The sequence below is a fragment of the Enterobacter sp. MGH 37 genome (assembly GCF_000534515.1).
Classification (GTDB): Bacteria; Pseudomonadota; Gammaproteobacteria; order Enterobacterales; family Enterobacteriaceae; genus Enterobacter; species Enterobacter kobei.
Genome location: NZ_KI973206.1, coordinates 1,638,812 through 1,657,549 on the forward strand (window position 1 = coordinate 1,638,812; position 18,738 = coordinate 1,657,549).

The following is an 18,738-nucleotide window of genomic DNA, read 5'->3' on the forward strand; positions in this document are numbered from 1 at the left end:
CCCAAGCGGGAATAGCTCAGTTGGTAGAGCACGACCTTGCCAAGGTCGGGGTCGCGAGTTCGAGTCTCGTTTCCCGCTCCAAATTCTTCTTCATATTTAAAGTATCCACAGCGAAAAGAGTCGTTGGGGACGTTTTCTATTTCTTCTGAAATACTCTTGTGAACAGAGTTATCCACAGATTCCGTCTTTAATCCTGACTGTGCAGAAAGTTAGCAGGGTGAATAATATCCTTCCAAGTGATTGTATAAATTGAAGAAAATTTGATTTCAAAATGTTATTGAGATCACTTGACCTCTTCTCAAGCCCAGATGGCGCTTGAGTTTTTATTTTTATACACAGGCTGTGAATAGTTCACGCATCCCGCGTAAGTCCTTTTTCGATGACCCTGACCAGCCGCTGTTTTTTCGGAAGCTGCACCTCAACCACACAGGCATTACGCTTCTCAATCTGCTGCGCAATCGCCCATTCTATGTGTTCATCAAGAAGTGGGTGCTCACCTCTACGGCTTTCAAGAGCCTGAATGTTCGCTTCATCCCACGGGGCATTACCCAGCGCGACGGCGACATTACGCAGCCAGCGCAGATGACCGATACGACGAATGGCCGAGCCTTCCGTCACTTTCAGGAACCAGGCTTCGCTCCAGGCGAACAGTTCGATGAGTTGTGGCGCATGCAGCGCCTTACGCGGGCTGAAATCCTCTTCATCCGTAAGCTGCGAATAACGGTTCCACGGGCAGATCAGCTGGCAGTCATCGCAGCCGTATATGCGGTTGCCGATAAGTGGTCGAAACTCCTCCGGAATGGCCCCTTCCAGTTCGATAGTGAGATAGGAGATGCAGCGACGGGCATCAACGGTATAAGGCTCAACGATAGCCCCCGTCGGGCAGATGGTCATGCAGGCCACGCACCGGCCACAGCCTTCCTCCACCGGGCCGTCTATCGGTAACGGTAAATCAATCAGCAATTCGCCAAGGAAGAAGAACGATCCGGCGTCACGGCTAAGGATAAGTGAGTGCTTACCTGTCCAGCCAAGCCCGGCTTTTTCAGCGATCGGGCGCTCAAGAATAGGCGCGGAATCAACAAAGGGTCTAAAATTCAGCGAAACACAGTGCTGCTGAATAGTTTCCCCGAGTTTTTTTAAACGGTTACGCAGAAGCTTATGGTAATCACGCCCCAGGGCGTACCGGCTAACGTAACCCAGAGAGGGATTTTTTAGCGTGCGCGCAAAAGCCGCGTTGGCAGGCAGATAGTTCATGCGTACGCTGATGACGCGCAAGGTACCCGGTAAAAGCTCGTGTGGGCGGGCACGCATCATGCCGTGACGCGCCATCCACTCCATTTCGCCGTGGTATTGTTTGTCCAGCCAGGCCTGCAGTTTTGGCTCGCTGGCGGAGAGGTCGGTGTCGGTAATACCCACCTTCTGGAAGCCAAGCTCAGTACCCCACTGTTTTATTTTTTGCGCTAACTCATTGAGATCGAGGGGCTGTGACATGACGGACCATACAGTGAAGAAAAACCCCGCAAGTATACCACATTCCATCTGGCATGCGGATGACCTCCGGCGTGCCGAAAAAGAGGCTGCAGACAGCCTCGGGATCACCCTTAATGAACTGATGCAGCGTGCGGGAGAAGCAGCATTTACCGTTGCCCGCAGCGCCTGGCCGCAATCCACCCACTGGCTGATTTTGTGCGGACACGGCAATAACGGCGGGGACGGCTACGTCATTGCCCGTCTTGCGGTAGCTGCCGGTATTCGCGTTACGCTGCTGGCGCTGGAAAGTGATAAGCCCCTGCCAGAAGAGGCCAGCGCAGCGCGGGAGGCATGGCTGAATGCCGGCGGTGTGATTCATGCGCCTGATATCGTCTGGCCGGAGGATGTCGATCTGATTATTGATGGTCTGCTGGGTACCGGGCTGCGCAGTGCTCCCCGCGAGAATATTGCCGCGCTGATTGAACACGCCAACAGACATTGCGCCCCGGTAGTGGCGCTGGATATCCCTTCAGGCCTGAACGCGCAAACCGGCGCGACGCCTGGCGCCGTCATCCAGGCTGCGCACACCGTGACCTTCATTGCTTTGAAGCCGGGTCTGTTAACCGGTAAAGCACGGGATGTGGTCGGCGTATTACACCATAACGCGCTCGGGCTGGAGGGCTGGCTAGCCGGGCAGGAAATGCGCATCGCCCGTTTTGATGCATCGCAGCTGACTGAGTGGTTTCCGCCGCGCCGTCCGACATCCCATAAGGGCGACCACGGCAGGCTGGTGATTATTGGTGGCGATCGCGGTACGGCAGGGGCGATTCGCATGACCGGCGAGGCAGCATTACGCAGCGGTGCTGGTTTAGTGCGAATTCTCACTCGTATTGAGAACATTGCACCGATAATCACAGCCCGACCGGAGCTGATGGTGCATGAGCTTACGCCCCAGACGCTTGAGGAAAGCCTCGAATGGGCGGATGTCGTGGTCATTGGCCCAGGGCTTGGGCAACAGGGATGGGGTAAACAGGCCCTGCAAAAAGTCGAGAATTTTCGTAAACCGATGCTGTGGGATGCCGACGCGCTTAACCTTCTGGCAATAAACCCGGATAAGCGTCACAATCGCATCCTGACGCCACACCCCGGCGAAGCCGCGCGCCTGCTTAACTGCAGCGTCGCAGAAATTGAAAGCGATCGCTTACTTTCTGCTCAGCGTCTGGTAAAACGTTACGGAGGTGTTGCCGTTTTGAAAGGGGCAGGAACCGTCGTTGCCAGTGACGAGGCGCTGGGCATTATTGATGCCGGAAATGCGGGCATGGCGAGCGGCGGTATGGGCGACGTGCTTTCCGGTATCATCGGCGCATTGCTTGGACAGAAACTTCCCCTTTATGATGCAGCCTGTGCGGGCTGCGTGGCCCACGGTGTCGCGGCAGATAAACTGGCGGCGCGATATGGGACACGCGGTATGCTGGCCACCGATCTTTTTTGCACGCTACGGCGTGTTGTTAACCCGGATGTGATTGACGTAGAAAATGACTAATCGAGCGATTCCTTTACCTGATGAACAAGCCACTTTAGATCTCGGCAAGCGCGTGGCGCAGGCCTGTCAGGGGGCAACCGTCATTTATCTGTATGGTGATTTGGGGGCGGGTAAAACCACTTTCAGCCGGGGTTTTTTGCAGGCGTTAGGGCATAACGGGAATGTGAAAAGCCCAACCTACACGCTCGTCGAGCCGTACACCCTCGACAATCTCATGGTGTACCACTTTGATTTATATCGCCTTGCGGATCCTGAGGAGCTGGAATTTATGGGGATCCGTGATTATTTTGCCAATGATGCCATCTGCTTGGTGGAGTGGCCGCAACAAGGTGCGGGTGTGTTACCTGACCCGGATGTCGAAATTCACATAGATTACCAGGCACAAGGGCGTGAGGCTCGCATCAGTGCGGTTTCCTCATCAGGGTGTTCCTTACTGGCGCGTCTCGCCGGTTAAGCGTAGGGATGACGGGATGAAAAATCGCGTTAAAAGTTGGCTGTTGGCTGCTTCGGTGCTGCTGTGCGCGCAGGCCGGGGCGGCAAGCCTTTCGGATATTCAGGTGTCGAACGGCGAAAGCCAGGCCCGGATCACGTTTAGCTTTATGGGTGACCCTGAATACGCTTTTTCACAGCCAGACAGCCACAGCGTGGCGCTGGATATCAAACAGACCGGGGTGATTCAGGGGCTCCCGCTTCGGTTCAGCGGTAACAACCTGGTGAAAAGTATCCGCTCGGGTAACCCGCAGGACAGCCAGTCATTGCGCCTGGTGGTGGATCTCACCGAAAAGGGCAAAACGAAAGCGGTTAAGCAGCAAAACGGCGCGAACTATACGGTAGTTTTTACCATCAATGCCGACGTTCCGCCGCCGCCTCCGCCGCCACCGGTTGTCGCGAAACGCGTAGAGGAGCCTGTGTATACTCCGCGTCCATCGGAACCCGCGCGTAATCCGTTTAAATCGCAGAACGATCGCATTACCGCAGCAACCAGCAGCAATACGGTAACGCGTCCGGCGGCCAGTGCGCGCCGCGCGGTCAGCGGTGATAAAGTGATTATCGCCATTGATGCCGGACACGGTGGTCAGGATCCTGGTGCGATTGGCCCGGGCGGCACGCGGGAGAAAAACGTCACAATTGCCATTGCCCGCAAGCTGCGCGCGCTGCTGAATGACGATCCTATGTTTAAAGGCGTGTTGACCCGCGACGGCGACTATTTTATTTCCGTTATGGGGCGCTCGGACGTGGCGCGTAAGCAAAATGCCAATTTCCTGGTCTCTATTCATGCGGATGCTGCGCCAAACCGCAGTGCCACGGGCGCGTCTGTGTGGGTGCTGTCAAACCGCCGGGCAAACAGCGAGATGGCAAACTGGCTGGAAGAGCATGAGAAACAGTCAGAACTGCTGGGCGGTGCGGGTGATGTGCTGGCAAACAGTCAGTCAGACCCGTACCTCAGCCAGGCGGTACTGGATTTACAGTTCGGTCATTCCCAGCGCGTCGGGTATGATGTCGCCACTAACGTGTTGAATCAGCTGCAGGGCATCGGGGCATTGCACAAGCGTCGCCCGGAACATGCGAGCCTGGGCGTGCTGCGTTCGCCGGATATTCCGTCAATTCTGGTGGAGACCGGCTTTATCAGCAACAACGCCGAAGAGCGCCTGCTGGGAAGCGACAGCTATCAGCAGCAAATTGCCGAAGCGATTTATAACGGTCTGCGTAAATACTTTGACGCGCACCCGCTGCAGTCCGCGCCGTCGGGCGGAGCAGGCCTGGTGGCCAACGCTTCACTGCCGGGTGGGATGACCGCGACCAACTAAGGAGACATCATGCCGATTCAGGTTCTACCGCCGCAGCTTGCGAACCAAATCGCCGCCGGTGAGGTGGTGGAACGACCTGCATCGGTGGTGAAGGAACTGGTGGAAAACAGCCTCGATGCGGGAGCTACCCGCATTGATATTGATATCGAACGCGGCGGGGCGAAACTTATCCGCATTCGCGATAACGGCTGTGGGATAAAAAAAGACGAGCTGGCGCTGGCGCTGGCGCGTCATGCCACCAGTAAAATTGCCTCTCTGGACGATCTTGAAGCAATAATCAGCCTCGGCTTTCGCGGCGAGGCGCTCGCCAGTATTAGTTCGGTTTCCCGCCTGACGTTGACCTCTCGTACCGCTGAACAGCAGGAAGCCTGGCAGGCATACGCCGAAGGACGCGACATGGATGTGACGGTTAAACCCGCGGCGCATCCTGTCGGTACCACGCTGGAAGTGCTGGATCTGTTCTACAACACCCCCGCCCGACGCAAGTTTATGCGTACCGAAAAAACCGAATTCGGCCATATCGACGAGATCATTCGTCGTATCGCGCTGGCGCGTTTTGACGTCACCATTAATCTCAGCCATAACGGCAAGGTGATGCGCCAGTATCGCGCGGTGGCGGAAGGCGGGCAGAAAGAGCGCCGTTTAGGGGCTATCTGCGGAACGCTATTTCTGGAACAGGCGCTGGCGATAGAGTGGCAGCATGGCGATCTCGCTTTACGTGGCTGGGTGGCCGACCCGAACGCCAGCAGTGCGGCTTTCTCTGAAATTCAGTATTGCTACGTGAATGGCCGCATGATGCGCGACCGCCTCATTAACCACGCCATTCGTCAGGCCTGTGAAGACAAGCTTGGGGCCGATCAGCAACCGGCTTTTGTGCTTTATCTGGAGATCGACCCGCATCAGGTCGATGTTAACGTCCACCCCGCCAAGCATGAGGTGCGCTTCCATCAGTCACGTCTGGTGCATGATTTTATCTATCAGGGCGTGCTGAGCGTATTGCAACAGCAGGTTGAGCCTGCATTGCCGCTGGAAAAAGACGATTCCTCACCGCGTCCCATCCCGGAAAACCGTGTCGCTGCGGGCCGCAACCATTTTGCGCAGCCCGCTGTCGCGCGAGAGCCGGAAACGCCTCGATTCTCAACCGGTGCGAGCACGACGCGTCCGACGGGAGCAAACTATCCGAACGCTCAACCCGGCTATCAAAAGCAGCAGGGGGCGTTGTACCGTAAGTTGCTGGAAACGCCTGCTGTTGAGCGCAAAGATCACGTTGCAGTGGCGACACCGTCCCTTGAAGGACACAGCCAGAGTTTCGGGCGAGTGCTGACGATTATCGCACCGGATATGGCATTGCTAGAACGCGACGGCAAATTGCAGCTTCTGGCGTTACCGGTTGCCGAACGCTGGCTCAAACAGGCGCAACTGACGCCTGGGGAAAATGCGGCCTGTGCGCAGCCGTTATTGATCCCGGTTCGTCTGAAAATATCCGCTGAAGAAACACGGGTATTGCAGCGTACAGAGGCCCTACTGGCGCAAATGGGCATTGAAATGGTGCTCGAACCACAACATGTGACAATTCGCGCAGTGCCTTTACCCTTACGCCAACAAAATTTACAAAACTTGATTCCTGAACTGATAGGCTACCTGGCGCAGCAAACATCGTTTGAGGCCGCCAACACCGCGCAGTGGATCGCTCGCCATCTGGCCAGCGAACATACACCGTGGAGTATGGCGCAGGCGATTACCGTGCTGGCGGAGGTCGAACGCCTCTGCCCACAGCTGGTGAAAGCGCCGCCGGGTGGGTTATTACAACCTGTTGATTTGAAAACGGCGATGACTGCCCTCAAACATGACTGACGTAAGTAAGGCGAGCCTGCCAAAGGCAATTTTTTTAATGGGCCCAACGGCCTCCGGCAAAACGGCGTTAGCCATTGAGTTACGCAAAGTTTTGCCTGTAGAGTTGATTAGCGTTGATTCCGCCCTCATCTATCGGGGGATGGACATTGGTACGGCGAAGCCTGGCGCAGAAGAACTGCGTGCGGCACCGCACCGTTTGCTGGATATTCTCGACCCGGCAGAGGCTTACTCCGCAGCGGATTTCCGCCGGGATGCCTTAGCCGAGATGGCCGAGATTACGGCGGCGGGACGTATACCGCTGTTGGTTGGCGGCACCATGCTCTACTTTAAGGCGCTGCTGGAAGGATTATCACCTTTACCTTCCGCAGATCCTGACGTGAGAGCAAAGATTGAGCAACAGGCGGCAGAGCAGGGATGGGACGTGTTGCATAAGCAACTGGCAGAGATTGACCCGGTTGCGGCAGCGCGAATCCATCCAAATGATCCGCAAAGGCTTTCCCGGGCACTGGAAGTTTTTTTCATTTCGGGTAAAACTTTAACGGAACTGACGCAAACGTCAGGAGACGCTCTGCCGTATCAGGTGCATCAGTTCGCCATCGCCCCGGCGAGCCGTGAACTGCTCCATCAACGAATTGAGCAGCGTTTTCATCAGATGTTAGCTTCAGATTTTGAAGCAGAAGTGCGGGCGCTATTTGCCCGTGGAGATTTGCATACGGATATGCCTTCCGTTCGTTGTGTGGGATACCGCCAGATGTGGTCGTATCTTGAAGGTGAGATTTCATACGATGAAATGGTTTATCGAGGTGTTTGCGCCACGAGACAGTTAGCGAAGCGCCAGATCACCTGGTTGCGCGGTTGGGAGGGAGTTCACTGGTTAGACAGTGAAAAACCGCAACAGGCGTTAAACGAGGTGATTGAGGTTGTTGGTGATATCGCCCACTGAATGTGTACAATTGAGACGTATCGTGCGCAATTTTTCAGAATCGCAAGGTTCTAAGTACAAAACAAGCATATAAGGAAAAGATAGAATGGCTAAGGGGCAATCTTTACAAGATCCGTTCCTGAACGCATTGCGTCGGGAACGTGTTCCAGTTTCTATTTATTTGGTGAATGGTATTAAGCTGCAAGGTCAGATTGAGTCTTTCGATCAGTTTGTGATCCTGTTGAAAAACACGGTCAGTCAGATGGTCTACAAGCACGCTATCTCTACTGTTGTTCCGTCCCGTCCAGTCTCTCATCACAGCAATAACGCTGGCGGCGGCACTGGCAGTAACTACCATCATGGCAGCAACGCGCAGGGTTCTTCAACGCCAGCGCAGGACAGCGACGAAACCGAATAAGGTTTCAGCTGTTATCCACACGGGGAGCCAGGGATCCTGCGTTCCCCGCTGATCTTTTTAGAGAGGTTTACGCTTGTTTGACCGTTATGATGCCGGTGAGCAGGCGGTGCTGGTACACATCTATTTTTCGCAAGACAAAGATATGGAAGATCTCCAGGAGTTTGAATCTCTGGTCTCTTCCGCCGGTGTCGAAGCAATGCAGGTGATTACCGGTAGCCGTAAAGCGCCGCACCCAAAGTATTTTGTTGGTGAAGGTAAAGCAGTAGAAATTGCGGATGCCGTAAAAGCAACCGGCGCGTCAGTCGTGTTGTTTGATCATGCGCTGTCTCCAGCCCAGGAGCGCAACCTGGAAGCTCTCTGCGAATGCCGTGTGATCGACCGCACGGGATTGATTTTAGACATTTTTGCTCAGCGTGCACGTACCCATGAAGGGAAATTGCAGGTTGAGCTTGCACAGCTGCGCCATCTGGCGACGCGTCTGGTGCGTGGCTGGACCCACCTTGAAAGACAAAAAGGCGGGATCGGTTTGCGCGGTCCGGGTGAAACCCAGCTCGAAACCGACCGTCGTTTACTGCGTGGCCGTATTACCCAGATCCTCTCGCGTCTGGAACGTGTAGAGAAACAGCGTGAACAGGGGCGTCGGGCGCGAACCAAAGCTGACATCCCGACCGTGTCGCTGGTGGGTTATACCAACGCCGGTAAATCCACCCTGTTTAACCAGATAACCGAGGCCCAGGTTTATGCCGCAGACCAGCTGTTTGCGACCCTGGACCCTACGCTGCGTCGTATTGACGTAGCAGACGTGGGTGAAACGGTGCTGGCGGATACCGTAGGGTTTATCCGCCATTTGCCACACGATCTGGTGGCGGCGTTTAAAGCGACGTTGCAGGAGACGCGACAGGCGACCCTGCTGCTGCACGTGATTGATGCGGCTGACGTACGCGTGCAGGAGAACATCGACGCGGTGAACGTGGTGCTGGAAGAGATTGATGCCCACGAAATTCCCACGCTGTTGGTGATGAACAAGATCGATATGCTGGAGGATTTCGAACCGCGTATCGACCGAGATGAAGAGAACAAACCGATTCGGGTCTGGCTTTCTGCTCAGGCCGGTATTGGTGTGCCACTGCTTTTCCAGGCTTTGACAGAACGTCTTTCCGGTGAGGTAGCGCAGCACACGCTGCGCCTGCCGCCACAGGAAGGCAGGCTGCGCAGCCGGTTTTATCAGCTTCAGGCGATAGAAAAAGAGTGGATGGAGGATGACGGCAGCGTGGGGATGCAGGTGCGTATGCCGATCGTTGACTGGCGTCGCCTCTGTAAACAAGAACCTGCGCTGGCGGACTATATCGTCTGATCAGAAAGGGGAAGCCTGAAAAATTCGCCCTTGCATAACAAATATGGAGCATATACATGGCGTGGAATCAGCCCGGTAATAACGGACAAGACCGCGACCCGTGGGGAAGCAGCAATAATCAAGGCGGCAACTCTGGGGGAAATGGCAACAAAGGTGGTCGCGAGCAGGGGCCGCCGGATCTGGATGATATCTTCCGCAAGCTGAGCAAAAAGCTTGGTGGCCTGGGCGGAGGAAAAGGTTCTGGCTCAGGGGGTAATTCCACTCAGAGTCCGCGCCCGCCAATGGGTGGCCGCGTAGTGGGCATTGTGGCCGCTGCGGTGGTAATCATCTGGGCAGCCAGCGGGTTCTACACCATTAAAGAAGCAGAACGCGGCGTGGTCACCCGTTTCGGTAAGTTCAGCCATCTGGTTGAGCCGGGCCTGAACTGGAAGCCGACCTTCATTGACGACGTGACAGCGGTAAACGTGGAGTCCGTCCGTGAACTGGCCGCCTCTGGCGTGATGCTGACGTCTGATGAGAACGTGGTACGCGTTGAGATGAACGTCCAGTACCGCGTGACCGATCCTGAACGTTATCTGTTTAGCGTAACCAGCGCCGATGACAGCCTGCGTCAGGCGACTGACAGCGCCCTGCGTGGTGTGATTGGTAAATACACCATGGACCGCATTCTCACCGAAGGTCGTACCGTTATTCGTAGCGATACCCAGCGCGAGCTGGAGGAGACCATTCGTCCGTACAACATGGGTATCACCCTGCTGGACGTTAACTTCCAGGCTGCTCGTCCGCCGGAAGAGGTGAAGGCCGCATTTGATGATGCAATTGCTGCCCGTGAAAACGAACAGCAGTACATCCGTGAAGCGGAAGCGTACACCAACGAAGTTCAGCCACGTGCTAACGGTCAGGCGCAGCGTATTCTGGAAGAAGCACGCGCGTATAAGACGCAGACCATCCTGGAAGCACAGGGTGAAGTGGCTCGCTTCGCGAAGATTCTGCCGGAATATAAAGCAGCGCCAGAAATTACCCGTGAGCGTCTCTATATCGAGACCATGGAAAAAGTGCTGAGCCATACCCGCAAAGTGTTGGTTAACGACAGCAAAGGTGGAAACCTGATGGTGCTGCCGCTGGATCAGATGCTGAAGGGCGGTTCTGCACCGGCCGCGAAAGACACCAGCGGATCGAACAACCTGCTGCGTCTGCCGCCAGCGTCATCGGGCAGCGCCAGCGCGAACACAACGCCTTCTTCGAACGATGGTGACATTATGGACCAACGCCGTGCTAACGCGCAGCGTAACGACTACCAGCGTCAGGGGGAATAAGGATGCGTAAGTCAGTTATTGCGATCATCGTCATCGTACTGGTCGTGCTGTATACCTCGATCTTTGTGGTGAAAGAGGGCGAGCGTGGGATCAAGTTCCAGTTCAGCAGCGTCGTGCGTGACAGTGACAAACGTCCGGTGATTTACGAACCGGGCCTGCACTTCAAGGTGCCGTTCATTCAGTCAGTGAAAACACTGGATGCGCGTATCCAGACTATGGATAACCAGGCTGACCGTTTCGTGACCAAAGAGAAGAAAGACCTGATCGTTGATTCCTACATCAAATGGCGCATCAGCGATTTCAGCCGTTACTTCCTGGCAACCGGCGGTGGCGACGTTTCTCAGGCGGAAGTGCTGCTGAAACGTAAGTTCTCTGACCGTCTGCGTTCTGAAATTGGTCGTCTGGATGTGAAAGACATCGTGACCGACTCCCGCGGTCGTCTGACCCTGGAAGTGCGCGATGCGCTGAATTCCGGTACAGCGGGCACGGAAGACGAAGTGGAAACGCCAGCAGCGGATGACGCGATTGCGAAAGCAGCTGAACGAGTTCAGGCTGAAACCAACGGTAAAGTGCCGGTGATCAACCCGAACAGTATGGCTGCGCTGGGTATCGAAGTGGTTGACGTGCGTATCAAGCAGATCAACCTGCCAGCTGAAGTGTCCGAAGCGATCTACAACCGTATGCGCGCCGAGCGTGAAGCGGTAGCCCGTCGCCACCGTTCACAAGGCCAGGAAGAGGCTGAGAAGCTGCGTGCGGCAGCGGACTACGAAGTTACCAAGACGCTGGCGGAATCTGAGCGTCAGGGCCGTATTCTGCGCGGTGAAGGTGATGCGGAAGCGGCGAAGCTGTTCGCTGATGCCTTCAGCCAGGATCCCGACTTCTACGCCTTTATCCGTAGCCTGCGTGCTTACGAGAATAGCTTCCAGAGCAACCAGGATGTGATGGTGCTCAGCCCGGACAGCGATTTCTTCCGTTATATGAAGACGCCGACTAACGCAACACGATAAACTCTGGCACGTTTGAGTATTCAAACCACCGCTCCTTCCGGAGCGGTGGTTTTCTTTTATAAGGAATAAAAATGAATTCAACCATTTGGTTGGCGCTGGCCCTGGTGTTAGTGCTGGAAGGCCTGGGACCGATGCTTTATCCGCGTGCCTGGCGCCGCATGATCGCGACCATGAGCCAACTTCCGGATAATATTTTGCGCCGTTTCGGCGGTGGACTTGTGGTTGCTGGCATCGTTATCTACTACATGTTGAGGAAAACGATTGGCTGATCAAAAAGTGGTCGGATTTGGCGTATTTTGAGGTCAAAAAGTGCTGTATATCTGAAAAAGCGATGGTAGAATCCATTTTTAAGCAAACGGTGATTTTGAAAAAAATGGGTAACAACGTCGTCGTACTGGGCACCCAATGGGGTGACGAAGGTAAAGGGAAGATTGTTGATCTTCTGACTGAACGGGCTAAATATGTTGTACGCTACCAGGGCGGTCACAACGCAGGCCATACTCTCGTAATCAACGGTGAAAAAACCGTCCTCCATCTTATTCCATCAGGCATTCTTCGCGAAAACGTCACCAGCATCATCGGTAACGGCGTTGTGCTGTCTCCCGCTGCGCTGATGAAAGAGATGAAAGGTCTGGAAGACCGTGGTATCCCTGTTCGTGAGCGTCTGCTGCTCTCCGAAGCCTGCCCGCTGATCCTGGATTATCATGTGGCACTGGACGTCGCGCGTGAGAAAGCACGTGGTGCGAAAGCGATCGGTACGACCGGTCGTGGTATCGGCCCGGCTTATGAAGATAAAGTGGCACGTCGCGGTCTGCGCGTGGGCGATCTCTTCGACAAAGCCACCTTCGCTGAAAAACTGAAAGAAGTGATGGAATATCACAACTTCCAGCTGGTGAACTTCTACAAAGCTGACGCTGTTGACTACCAGAAAGTGCTGGATGACGTCATGGCGATTGCAGACATTCTGACCGGTATGGTTGTTGATGTGTCCGATCTGCTGGACCAGGCGCGCAAGCGTGGCGATTTCGTCATGTTCGAAGGTGCGCAGGGTACGCTGCTGGACATCGACCACGGTACCTATCCGTACGTAACCTCTTCTAACACCACCGCAGGTGGCGTGGCGACCGGCTCTGGCCTGGGTCCACGTTATGTGGATTACGTTCTGGGCATCATCAAAGCTTACTCCACGCGTGTGGGGGCAGGTCCATTCCCGACCGAGCTGTTCGATGAAACCGGCGAGTTCCTCTGCAAGCAGGGTAACGAGTTTGGCGCGACCACCGGTCGTCGTCGTCGTACCGGCTGGCTGGACGCGGTTGCTGTGCGTCGTGCCGTGCAGATCAACTCCCTGTCTGGCTTCTGCCTGACCAAGCTGGACGTGCTGGACGGCCTGAAAGAAGTGAAAATCTGCGTCGGCTACCGTATGCCAGACGGCCGTGAAGTGACCACAACTCCGCTGGCCGCTGACGACTGGGAAGGCATTGAGCCAATTTACGAAACCATGCCGGGCTGGTCTGAGACCACTTTCGGTGTGAAAGAGCGTAGTGGCCTGCCACAGGCGGCGCTGGATTACATCAAGCGTATTGAAGAACTGACCGAAGTGCCGATCGATATTATTTCTACCGGCCCGGATCGTACTGAAACGATGATCCTGCGCGACCCGTTCGACGCATAATCTTCGTGAATGCTGGCCTGCGGGGAAACTCGTAGGCCGGATAAGCGTAGCGCCATCCGGCGACCGCTCCTGGATCTCCGCTTTTTCGCCCCGTCTGTCAAATAAATTAGCCGCTATCTATCTGGCTGGTTTATCATCATTAATGAATATCTCTGCGGTTTGACCGCGTTTTCCCTTTTTCCTGAGGTTGATGTGCAGTTAACAAGTTTCACCGATTACGGCTTACGTGCGCTGATTTACATGGCGTCGTTACCCGATGGGAAGATGACCAGTATCTCTGAAGTGACGGAGGTATACGGCGTATCCCGTAATCATATGGTCAAAATAATCAATCAACTTAGTCGTGCCGGATACGTTGCTGCCGTCCGCGGGAAGAATGGGGGGATCCGTCTCGGTAAACCGGCGCAGAGTATTCGCATCGGGGATGTGGTACGCGAACTGGAGCCCTTGTCTCTGGTGAACTGCAGCAGTGAGTTTTGCCACATTACACCCGCTTGCCGCCTGAAACAGGCGCTTTCTAAGGCTGTGCAAAGTTTTCTCAAGGAACTGGATAACTACACGCTGGCCGATTTGGTTGAAGAGAATCAACCGCTTTATAAATTATTGCTGGTGGAATGAAGAAAATTTCCACCGGAGCTGACAACGGAGGAACCGACATGTCACAAGATCCTTTCCAGGAACGCGAAGCCGAAAAATACGCGAATCCTATCCCCAGCCGCGAGTTCATCATTGAACACTTAACAAAACGCGAAAAACCCGCCAATCGTGAAGAACTTGCCGTTGAATTAAATATTGAAGGTGAAGAGCAAATTGAAGCCCTTCGCCGTCGCCTGCGTGCCATGGAGCGCGACGGGCAACTGGTCTTTACCCGCCGCCAGTGCTACGCGCTGCCTGAACGCCTCGACTTGCTGAAAGGCACCGTGATTGGGCACCGTGATGGCTTTGGCTTCCTGCGCGTGGAAGGCCGCAAAGATGACCTGTATCTGTCATCTGAACAGATGAAAATGTGTATCCACGGCGACCAGATCCTGGCGCAGCCGCTGGGTGCTGACCGTAAAGGTCGCCGGGAAGCGCGCGTGGTGCGCGTACTGGTGCCAAAAACCAGCCAGATTGTTGGCCGTTACTTCACTGATGCGGGTGTGGGCTTTGTGGTGCCGGACGACAGCCGTCTGAGCTTTGACATCCTGATCCCGCCTGAAGAGGTGATGGGCGCACGCATGGGCTTTGTGGTTGTGGTAGAACTCACTCAGCGCCCAACGCGTCGCACCAAAGCGGTTGGTAAAATCGTGGAAGTCCTGGGCGATAACATGGGCACTGGCATGGCCGTTGATATGGCATTGCGCACCCATGAGATCCCCTACATCTGGCCGAAAGCGGTTGAAGATCAGATCGAAAGTCTTCGTGAAGAAGTGCCGGAAGAGTCCAAAGTGGGCCGCGTGGATCTGCGCTCCCTGCCGCTGGTCACCATTGATGGCGAAGATGCCCGCGACTTCGATGATGCCGTTTACTGTGAGAAAAAACGCGGTGGCGGATGGCGTCTGTGGGTGGCGATTGCGGACGTGAGCTACTATGTGCGTCCGCACACCCCGCTGGATAACGAAGCGCGCAGCCGTGGTACCTCGGTGTATTTCCCCTCTCAGGTAATACCGATGCTGCCGGAAGTGCTCTCTAACGGCCTGTGCTCCCTGAACCCGCAGGTTGATCGCCTCTGTATGGTGTGTGAGATGACCATCTCCACCAAAGGGCGCTTAACCGGCTACAAGTTCTATGAAGCGGTCATGAGTTCCCATGCGCGTCTGACCTATACCAAGGTCTGGCATATGCTGCAGGGCGACCAGGATCTGCGCGAACAATACGCGCCGCTGGTCAAACATATTGAAGAACTGCATAACCTCTACAAAACGCTGGATCAGGCACGCGAAGAGCGCGGCGGGATCTCGTTCGAGAGCGAAGAAGCGAAGTTTATCTTCAACGCAGAGCGTCGCATTGAGCGTATCGAGCAGACCCAGCGTAATGATGCGCACAAGCTGATCGAAGAGTGTATGATCCTGGCGAACATCTCGGCAGCGCGTTTCGTTGAGAAAGCCAAAGAGCCAGCGCTGTTCCGTATTCACGATAAGCCGTCAACGGAAGCCATCACCGCGTTCCGTTCAGTACTGGCGGAACTGGGTCTGGAGCTGCCTGGCGGCAACAAGCCTGAACCGCGCGATTACGCCGAGCTGCTGGAGTCCATTGGCGACCGTCCTGATGCAGAAATGCTGCAGACGATGCTGTTGCGTTCGATGAAGCAGGCGATTTACGATCCGGAAAACCGGGGACACTTCGGCCTGGCGTTGCAGTCTTACGCGCATTTCACCTCGCCGATCCGTCGCTATCCTGACCTCTCTCTGCACCGCGCGATCAAGTATCTGCTGGCGCAGGAGCAGGGCCATAAAGGGAACACTACCGAAACCGGCGGTTACCACTATTCGATGGAAGAGATGCTGCAGCTCGGTCAGCACTGTTCCATGACCGAGCGTCGTGCTGATGAAGCCACGCGCGACGTAGCGGACTGGCTGAAGTGTGACTTTATGCTGGACCAGGTGGGCAACGTCTTTAAAGGCGTGATTGCCAGCGTGACCGGCTTTGGTTTCTTCGTGCGTCTGGACGAGCTATTTATCGACGGTCTGGTGCACGTCTCCAGCCTGGATAACGACTACTACCGCTTCGACCAGGTTGGTCAGCGCCTGATTGGCGAATCGGGCGGTCAGACCTACCGTCTGGGCGACCGTGTGGAAGTGAAAGTTGAAGCCGTGAATATGGACGACCGTAAAATCGACTTCAGCCTCATCTCCAGCGAGCGTGCGCCGCGTAACGTCGGTAAAACCGAGCGTGAACGGGCGAAAAAAGGCGGAAACGGTAAACCGGGCGGCGGTAAACGTCGCCAGGCGGGTAAGAAGGTAAACTTCGAGCCAGACAGCGCGTTCCGCGGCGAGAAGAAGCAAAAGCCGAAGGCGGCAAAGAAAGACGCTCGCTCAGCGAAAAAACCTTCTGCGAAGACGCAGAAAATCGCTGCTGCCACCAAAGCAAAACGTGCAGCGAAGAAAAAACAGGCGGAGTAAGTTCCGCCCCTCACCCTGACCCTCTCCCCAGGGGGGAGAGGGGAAAGAACAGTCATAATGAGAACCATCAATGAGTGAAATGATTTACGGCATCCACGCGGTGCAGGCCCTTCTCGAGCGCGCACCGGAGCGTTTTCAGGAAGTGTTTATTCTGAAAGGGCGTGAAGACAAACGTCTGATGCCGCTGATCCACGCGCTGGAAGCGCAGGGCGTGGTGATCCAGCTGGCGAACCGTCAGTACCTGGATGAGAAAAGTGAAGGCGCGGTTCACCAGGGTATTATTGCCCGCGTGAAGCCGGGCCGTCAGTATCAGGAAAACGATCTGCCGGATCTTATTGCCGCACTGGATAACCCGTTCTTCCTGATCCTTGATGGCGTAACCGATCCACACAATCTCGGCGCATGCCTGCGTAGCGCGGATGCGGCAGGTGTGCATGCTGTGATTGTACCGAAAGATCGCTCCGCGCAGCTGAACGCGACGGCGAAGAAAGTGGCCTGCGGCGCAGCGGAAAACGTTCCGCTGATCCGCGTAACCAACCTGGCGCGTACCATGCGTCTGCTGCAGGAAGAGAATATCTGGATCGTCGGTACCGCGGGTGAGGCAGATCATACTCTGTACCAGAGCAAAATGACCGGACGTCTGGCGCTGGTGATGGGGGCGGAAGGTGAAGGTATGCGCCGTCTGACGCGCGAGCACTGCGACGAGCTGATCAGCATCCCAATGGCGGGCAGCGTGTCGTCCCTGAACGTATCTGTGGCGACGGGCATCTGCCTGTTTGAAGCGGTACGTCAGCGTAGCTGATTTTCGCCCGATGGCGCTTCGCTTACCGGGCCTGCGTTTTTGTAGGCCGGGTAAGGTGAAGCCGCCACCCGGCAAAACAACCTCACTCCTCTAACGACCGCAAATGGTCATCCTTTCGCAGCGTCATCAGCGCGAAAATACTCACCACCGCCGTTGCCATCACGTAATATGCCGGAATATCCAGGTTGCCCGTCTCTTTAATTAATCCGGTAATAATCAGTCCCGCACAGCCCGAGAAGATCGCGTTTGACAGGGAATACGCCAGCCCCAGGCCGGTATAACGCACGCGCGTCGGGAACATTTCAGACAGCATTGCCGGCCCTGGTCCTGCCAGCATCCCCACCAGACCGCCCGCAATTAACACCACCATCGCTTTAACGGCCAACGTGGCGGACTCAGCCTGCAACATTTTCAGCAGCGGCAGGGCGAGGATCAGCAGCAGGGTCGTGGCAATCATCATCACCGTGCGGCGGCCAATCTTGTCGCTCAGGATACCCGAGGGAATGATGGTCAGCGCAAAGCCGATATTCGAAATCACCGCTATCAGCAGTGCCTGATTAAACCCGGTGTGTAGCGCCGACTGGAGATAGGTCGGCATAATCACCAGGTAGGTATACCCTGCCGCCGACCAGACCATGACCCGGCAAATGCCCATCAGAATCGTTTTGAGCGTGGCGGAGGTGCTGGCCTGAGCCACAACCGGTTTTTCCTTCTGCTGCACAAAGCTCGGCGTCTCTTCCATACTCACACGCAGCCATAGCGCGACAGCCCCCATCGGCAGCGCAAGGAAGAATGGAATACGCCAGCCCCAGTCATGTAATGCCTCAGGCGTGAGAAGGGCGGAGAGCAGTGCCACAATCCCCGCGCCCGCTAGCAGCCCGAGCGCCACGGTAAAGGACTGCCACGCGCCATACAGACCGCGCTTGCCGCGTGGAGCGAACTCTGTCATCAACGAAACTGCACCACCGTACTCTCCGCCTGCGAACAATCCCTGCAAAATGCGCAGCAGCGTAACGATCAGCGGTGCGGCAATGCCTATGCTGGCGTAGACGGGCACAAGACCAATGGCTGTGGTGGCGAGCGTCATCAGTACCAGCACAATGATCAGCGTCGGTTTCCGGCCAATCCTGTCGCCGATGCGGCCAAATACCACCGCACCCAGGGGACGGAAGAAGAACGCGATAGCAAACGAGGCCCAGGTGAGGATCAGGCTGGTCAGTCCCGCTTCTCCCTCGAGCTGGAAGAAGTTCCTGGCAATCACGGTCGCCATAAAACCGTAGACCGCAAACTCATACCACTCGATGAAGTTACCAATGGAGCCTGCAATTAATGCTCGCTTGTGCGCATCCGGTTGCATAACGATCCTCACTGAAAGGGGTAAGAATAAATTATTCAACAAAAGCGAAGTGATGAAATAGTTTATTCTTATGTTCTGTGAGCTATTTCACGAATGATATCAGCGGGATCGCCA

Annotated in this window: 16 protein-coding genes and 1 tRNA gene; 15 read left to right on the forward strand and 2 right to left on the reverse strand. The window is 55.5% G+C overall.

Annotated features, from left to right (window positions below; genetic code table 11):
- The first annotated feature begins 5 nt into the window (after positions 1-5).
- Positions 6-81: transfer RNA gene (locus L383_RS03555), tRNA-Gly, on the forward strand.
- 270 nt (positions 82-351) lie between these two features.
- Here the strand turns inward: L383_RS03555 and queG are convergent.
- The gene (gene queG, locus L383_RS03550) at positions 352-1,491 is read right to left on the reverse strand and encodes a tRNA epoxyqueuosine(34) reductase QueG (protein ID WP_023331846.1); all 1,140 of its coding nucleotides are present in this window, start codon (positions 1,489-1,491) and stop codon (positions 352-354) included.
- On the opposite strand from queG, the gene nnr reads away from it, so the two are divergent.
- From nnr to rlmB, 14 genes are all read left to right on the forward strand, one after another.
- Positions 1,490-3,013, forward strand: a complete 1,524-nt coding sequence (gene nnr / locus L383_RS03545) for a bifunctional ADP-dependent NAD(P)H-hydrate dehydratase/NAD(P)H-hydrate epimerase (RefSeq protein WP_032629678.1) — start codon at positions 1,490-1,492, stop codon at positions 3,011-3,013. The two genes, queG and nnr, sit on opposite strands and share 2 nt — an antisense overlap.
- Positions 3,006-3,467, forward strand: a complete 462-nt coding sequence (tsaE, locus tag L383_RS03540) for a tRNA (adenosine(37)-N6)-threonylcarbamoyltransferase complex ATPase subunit type 1 TsaE (RefSeq protein WP_014882224.1) — start codon at positions 3,006-3,008, stop codon at positions 3,465-3,467. The genes nnr and tsaE overlap by 8 nt, the downstream gene beginning before the upstream one ends.
- Before the next feature lie 16 nt (positions 3,468-3,483).
- The gene (gene amiB, locus L383_RS03535) at positions 3,484-4,821 is read left to right on the forward strand and encodes an N-acetylmuramoyl-L-alanine amidase AmiB (protein ID WP_032629680.1); all 1,338 of its coding nucleotides are present in this window, start codon (positions 3,484-3,486) and stop codon (positions 4,819-4,821) included.
- Positions 4,822-4,830: 9 nt separating this feature from the next.
- On the forward strand, positions 4,831-6,675 hold the full coding sequence (gene mutL, locus L383_RS03530; protein ID WP_023331849.1) for a DNA mismatch repair endonuclease MutL: 1,845 nt from the start codon (positions 4,831-4,833) through the stop codon (positions 6,673-6,675).
- Positions 6,668-7,618, forward strand: coding sequence for a tRNA (adenosine(37)-N6)-dimethylallyltransferase MiaA (gene miaA, locus L383_RS03525; protein ID WP_032629682.1), 951 nt, complete (start codon positions 6,668-6,670; stop codon positions 7,616-7,618). The genes mutL and miaA overlap by 8 nt, the downstream gene beginning before the upstream one ends.
- An 85-nt stretch (positions 7,619-7,703) precedes the next feature.
- Positions 7,704-8,015 carry an RNA chaperone Hfq gene (gene hfq, locus L383_RS03520; protein ID WP_008502919.1) on the forward strand — a complete coding sequence of 104 codons (312 nt, stop codon included), beginning with the start codon at positions 7,704-7,706 and terminating at the stop codon, positions 8,013-8,015.
- Positions 8,016-8,088: 73 nt separating this feature from the next.
- On the forward strand, positions 8,089-9,369 hold the full coding sequence (gene hflX / locus L383_RS03515; RefSeq protein ID WP_023331851.1) for a ribosome rescue GTPase HflX: 1,281 nt from the start codon (positions 8,089-8,091) through the stop codon (positions 9,367-9,369).
- A 56-nt stretch (positions 9,370-9,425) separates the two neighbouring features.
- A complete protein-coding gene (gene hflK, locus L383_RS03510) occupies positions 9,426-10,685 on the forward strand; it encodes an FtsH protease activity modulator HflK (RefSeq protein WP_023331852.1) in 1,260 nt (419 codons plus the stop codon).
- 2 nt (positions 10,686-10,687) lie between these two features.
- Positions 10,688-11,692 carry a protease modulator HflC gene (gene hflC / locus L383_RS03505; protein ID WP_013095290.1) on the forward strand — a complete coding sequence of 335 codons (1,005 nt, stop codon included), beginning with the start codon at positions 10,688-10,690 and terminating at the stop codon, positions 11,690-11,692.
- Positions 11,693-11,763: 71 nt separating this feature from the next.
- Positions 11,764-11,961, forward strand: a complete 198-nt coding sequence (locus tag L383_RS03500) for a DUF2065 domain-containing protein (RefSeq protein ID WP_003855996.1) — start codon at positions 11,764-11,766, stop codon at positions 11,959-11,961.
- A gap of 104 nt (positions 11,962-12,065) precedes the next feature.
- Positions 12,066-13,364, forward strand: coding sequence for an adenylosuccinate synthase (locus L383_RS03495; protein WP_006178975.1), 1,299 nt, complete (start codon positions 12,066-12,068; stop codon positions 13,362-13,364).
- A 192-nt stretch (positions 13,365-13,556) separates the two neighbouring features.
- Positions 13,557-13,982 (forward strand): nitric oxide-sensing transcriptional repressor NsrR, encoded by a 426-nt coding sequence (nsrR, locus tag L383_RS03490; protein WP_014882230.1) that lies wholly within the window; start codon positions 13,557-13,559, stop codon positions 13,980-13,982.
- 38 nt (positions 13,983-14,020) lie between these two features.
- Positions 14,021-16,465, forward strand: a complete 2,445-nt coding sequence (rnr, locus tag L383_RS03485) for a ribonuclease R (protein ID WP_014882231.1) — start codon at positions 14,021-14,023, stop codon at positions 16,463-16,465.
- Positions 16,466-16,535: 70 nt separating this feature from the next.
- Positions 16,536-17,267, forward strand: a complete 732-nt coding sequence (gene rlmB / locus L383_RS03480) for a 23S rRNA (guanosine(2251)-2'-O)-methyltransferase RlmB (protein WP_023331853.1) — start codon at positions 16,536-16,538, stop codon at positions 17,265-17,267.
- An 82-nt stretch (positions 17,268-17,349) separates the two neighbouring features.
- On the opposite strand, the gene L383_RS03475 is transcribed toward rlmB, so the two are convergent.
- On the reverse strand, positions 17,350-18,624 hold the full coding sequence (locus tag L383_RS03475) for an MFS transporter (RefSeq protein ID WP_023331854.1): 1,275 nt from the start codon (positions 18,622-18,624) through the stop codon (positions 17,350-17,352).
- Positions 18,625-18,738 lie beyond the last annotated feature (114 nt).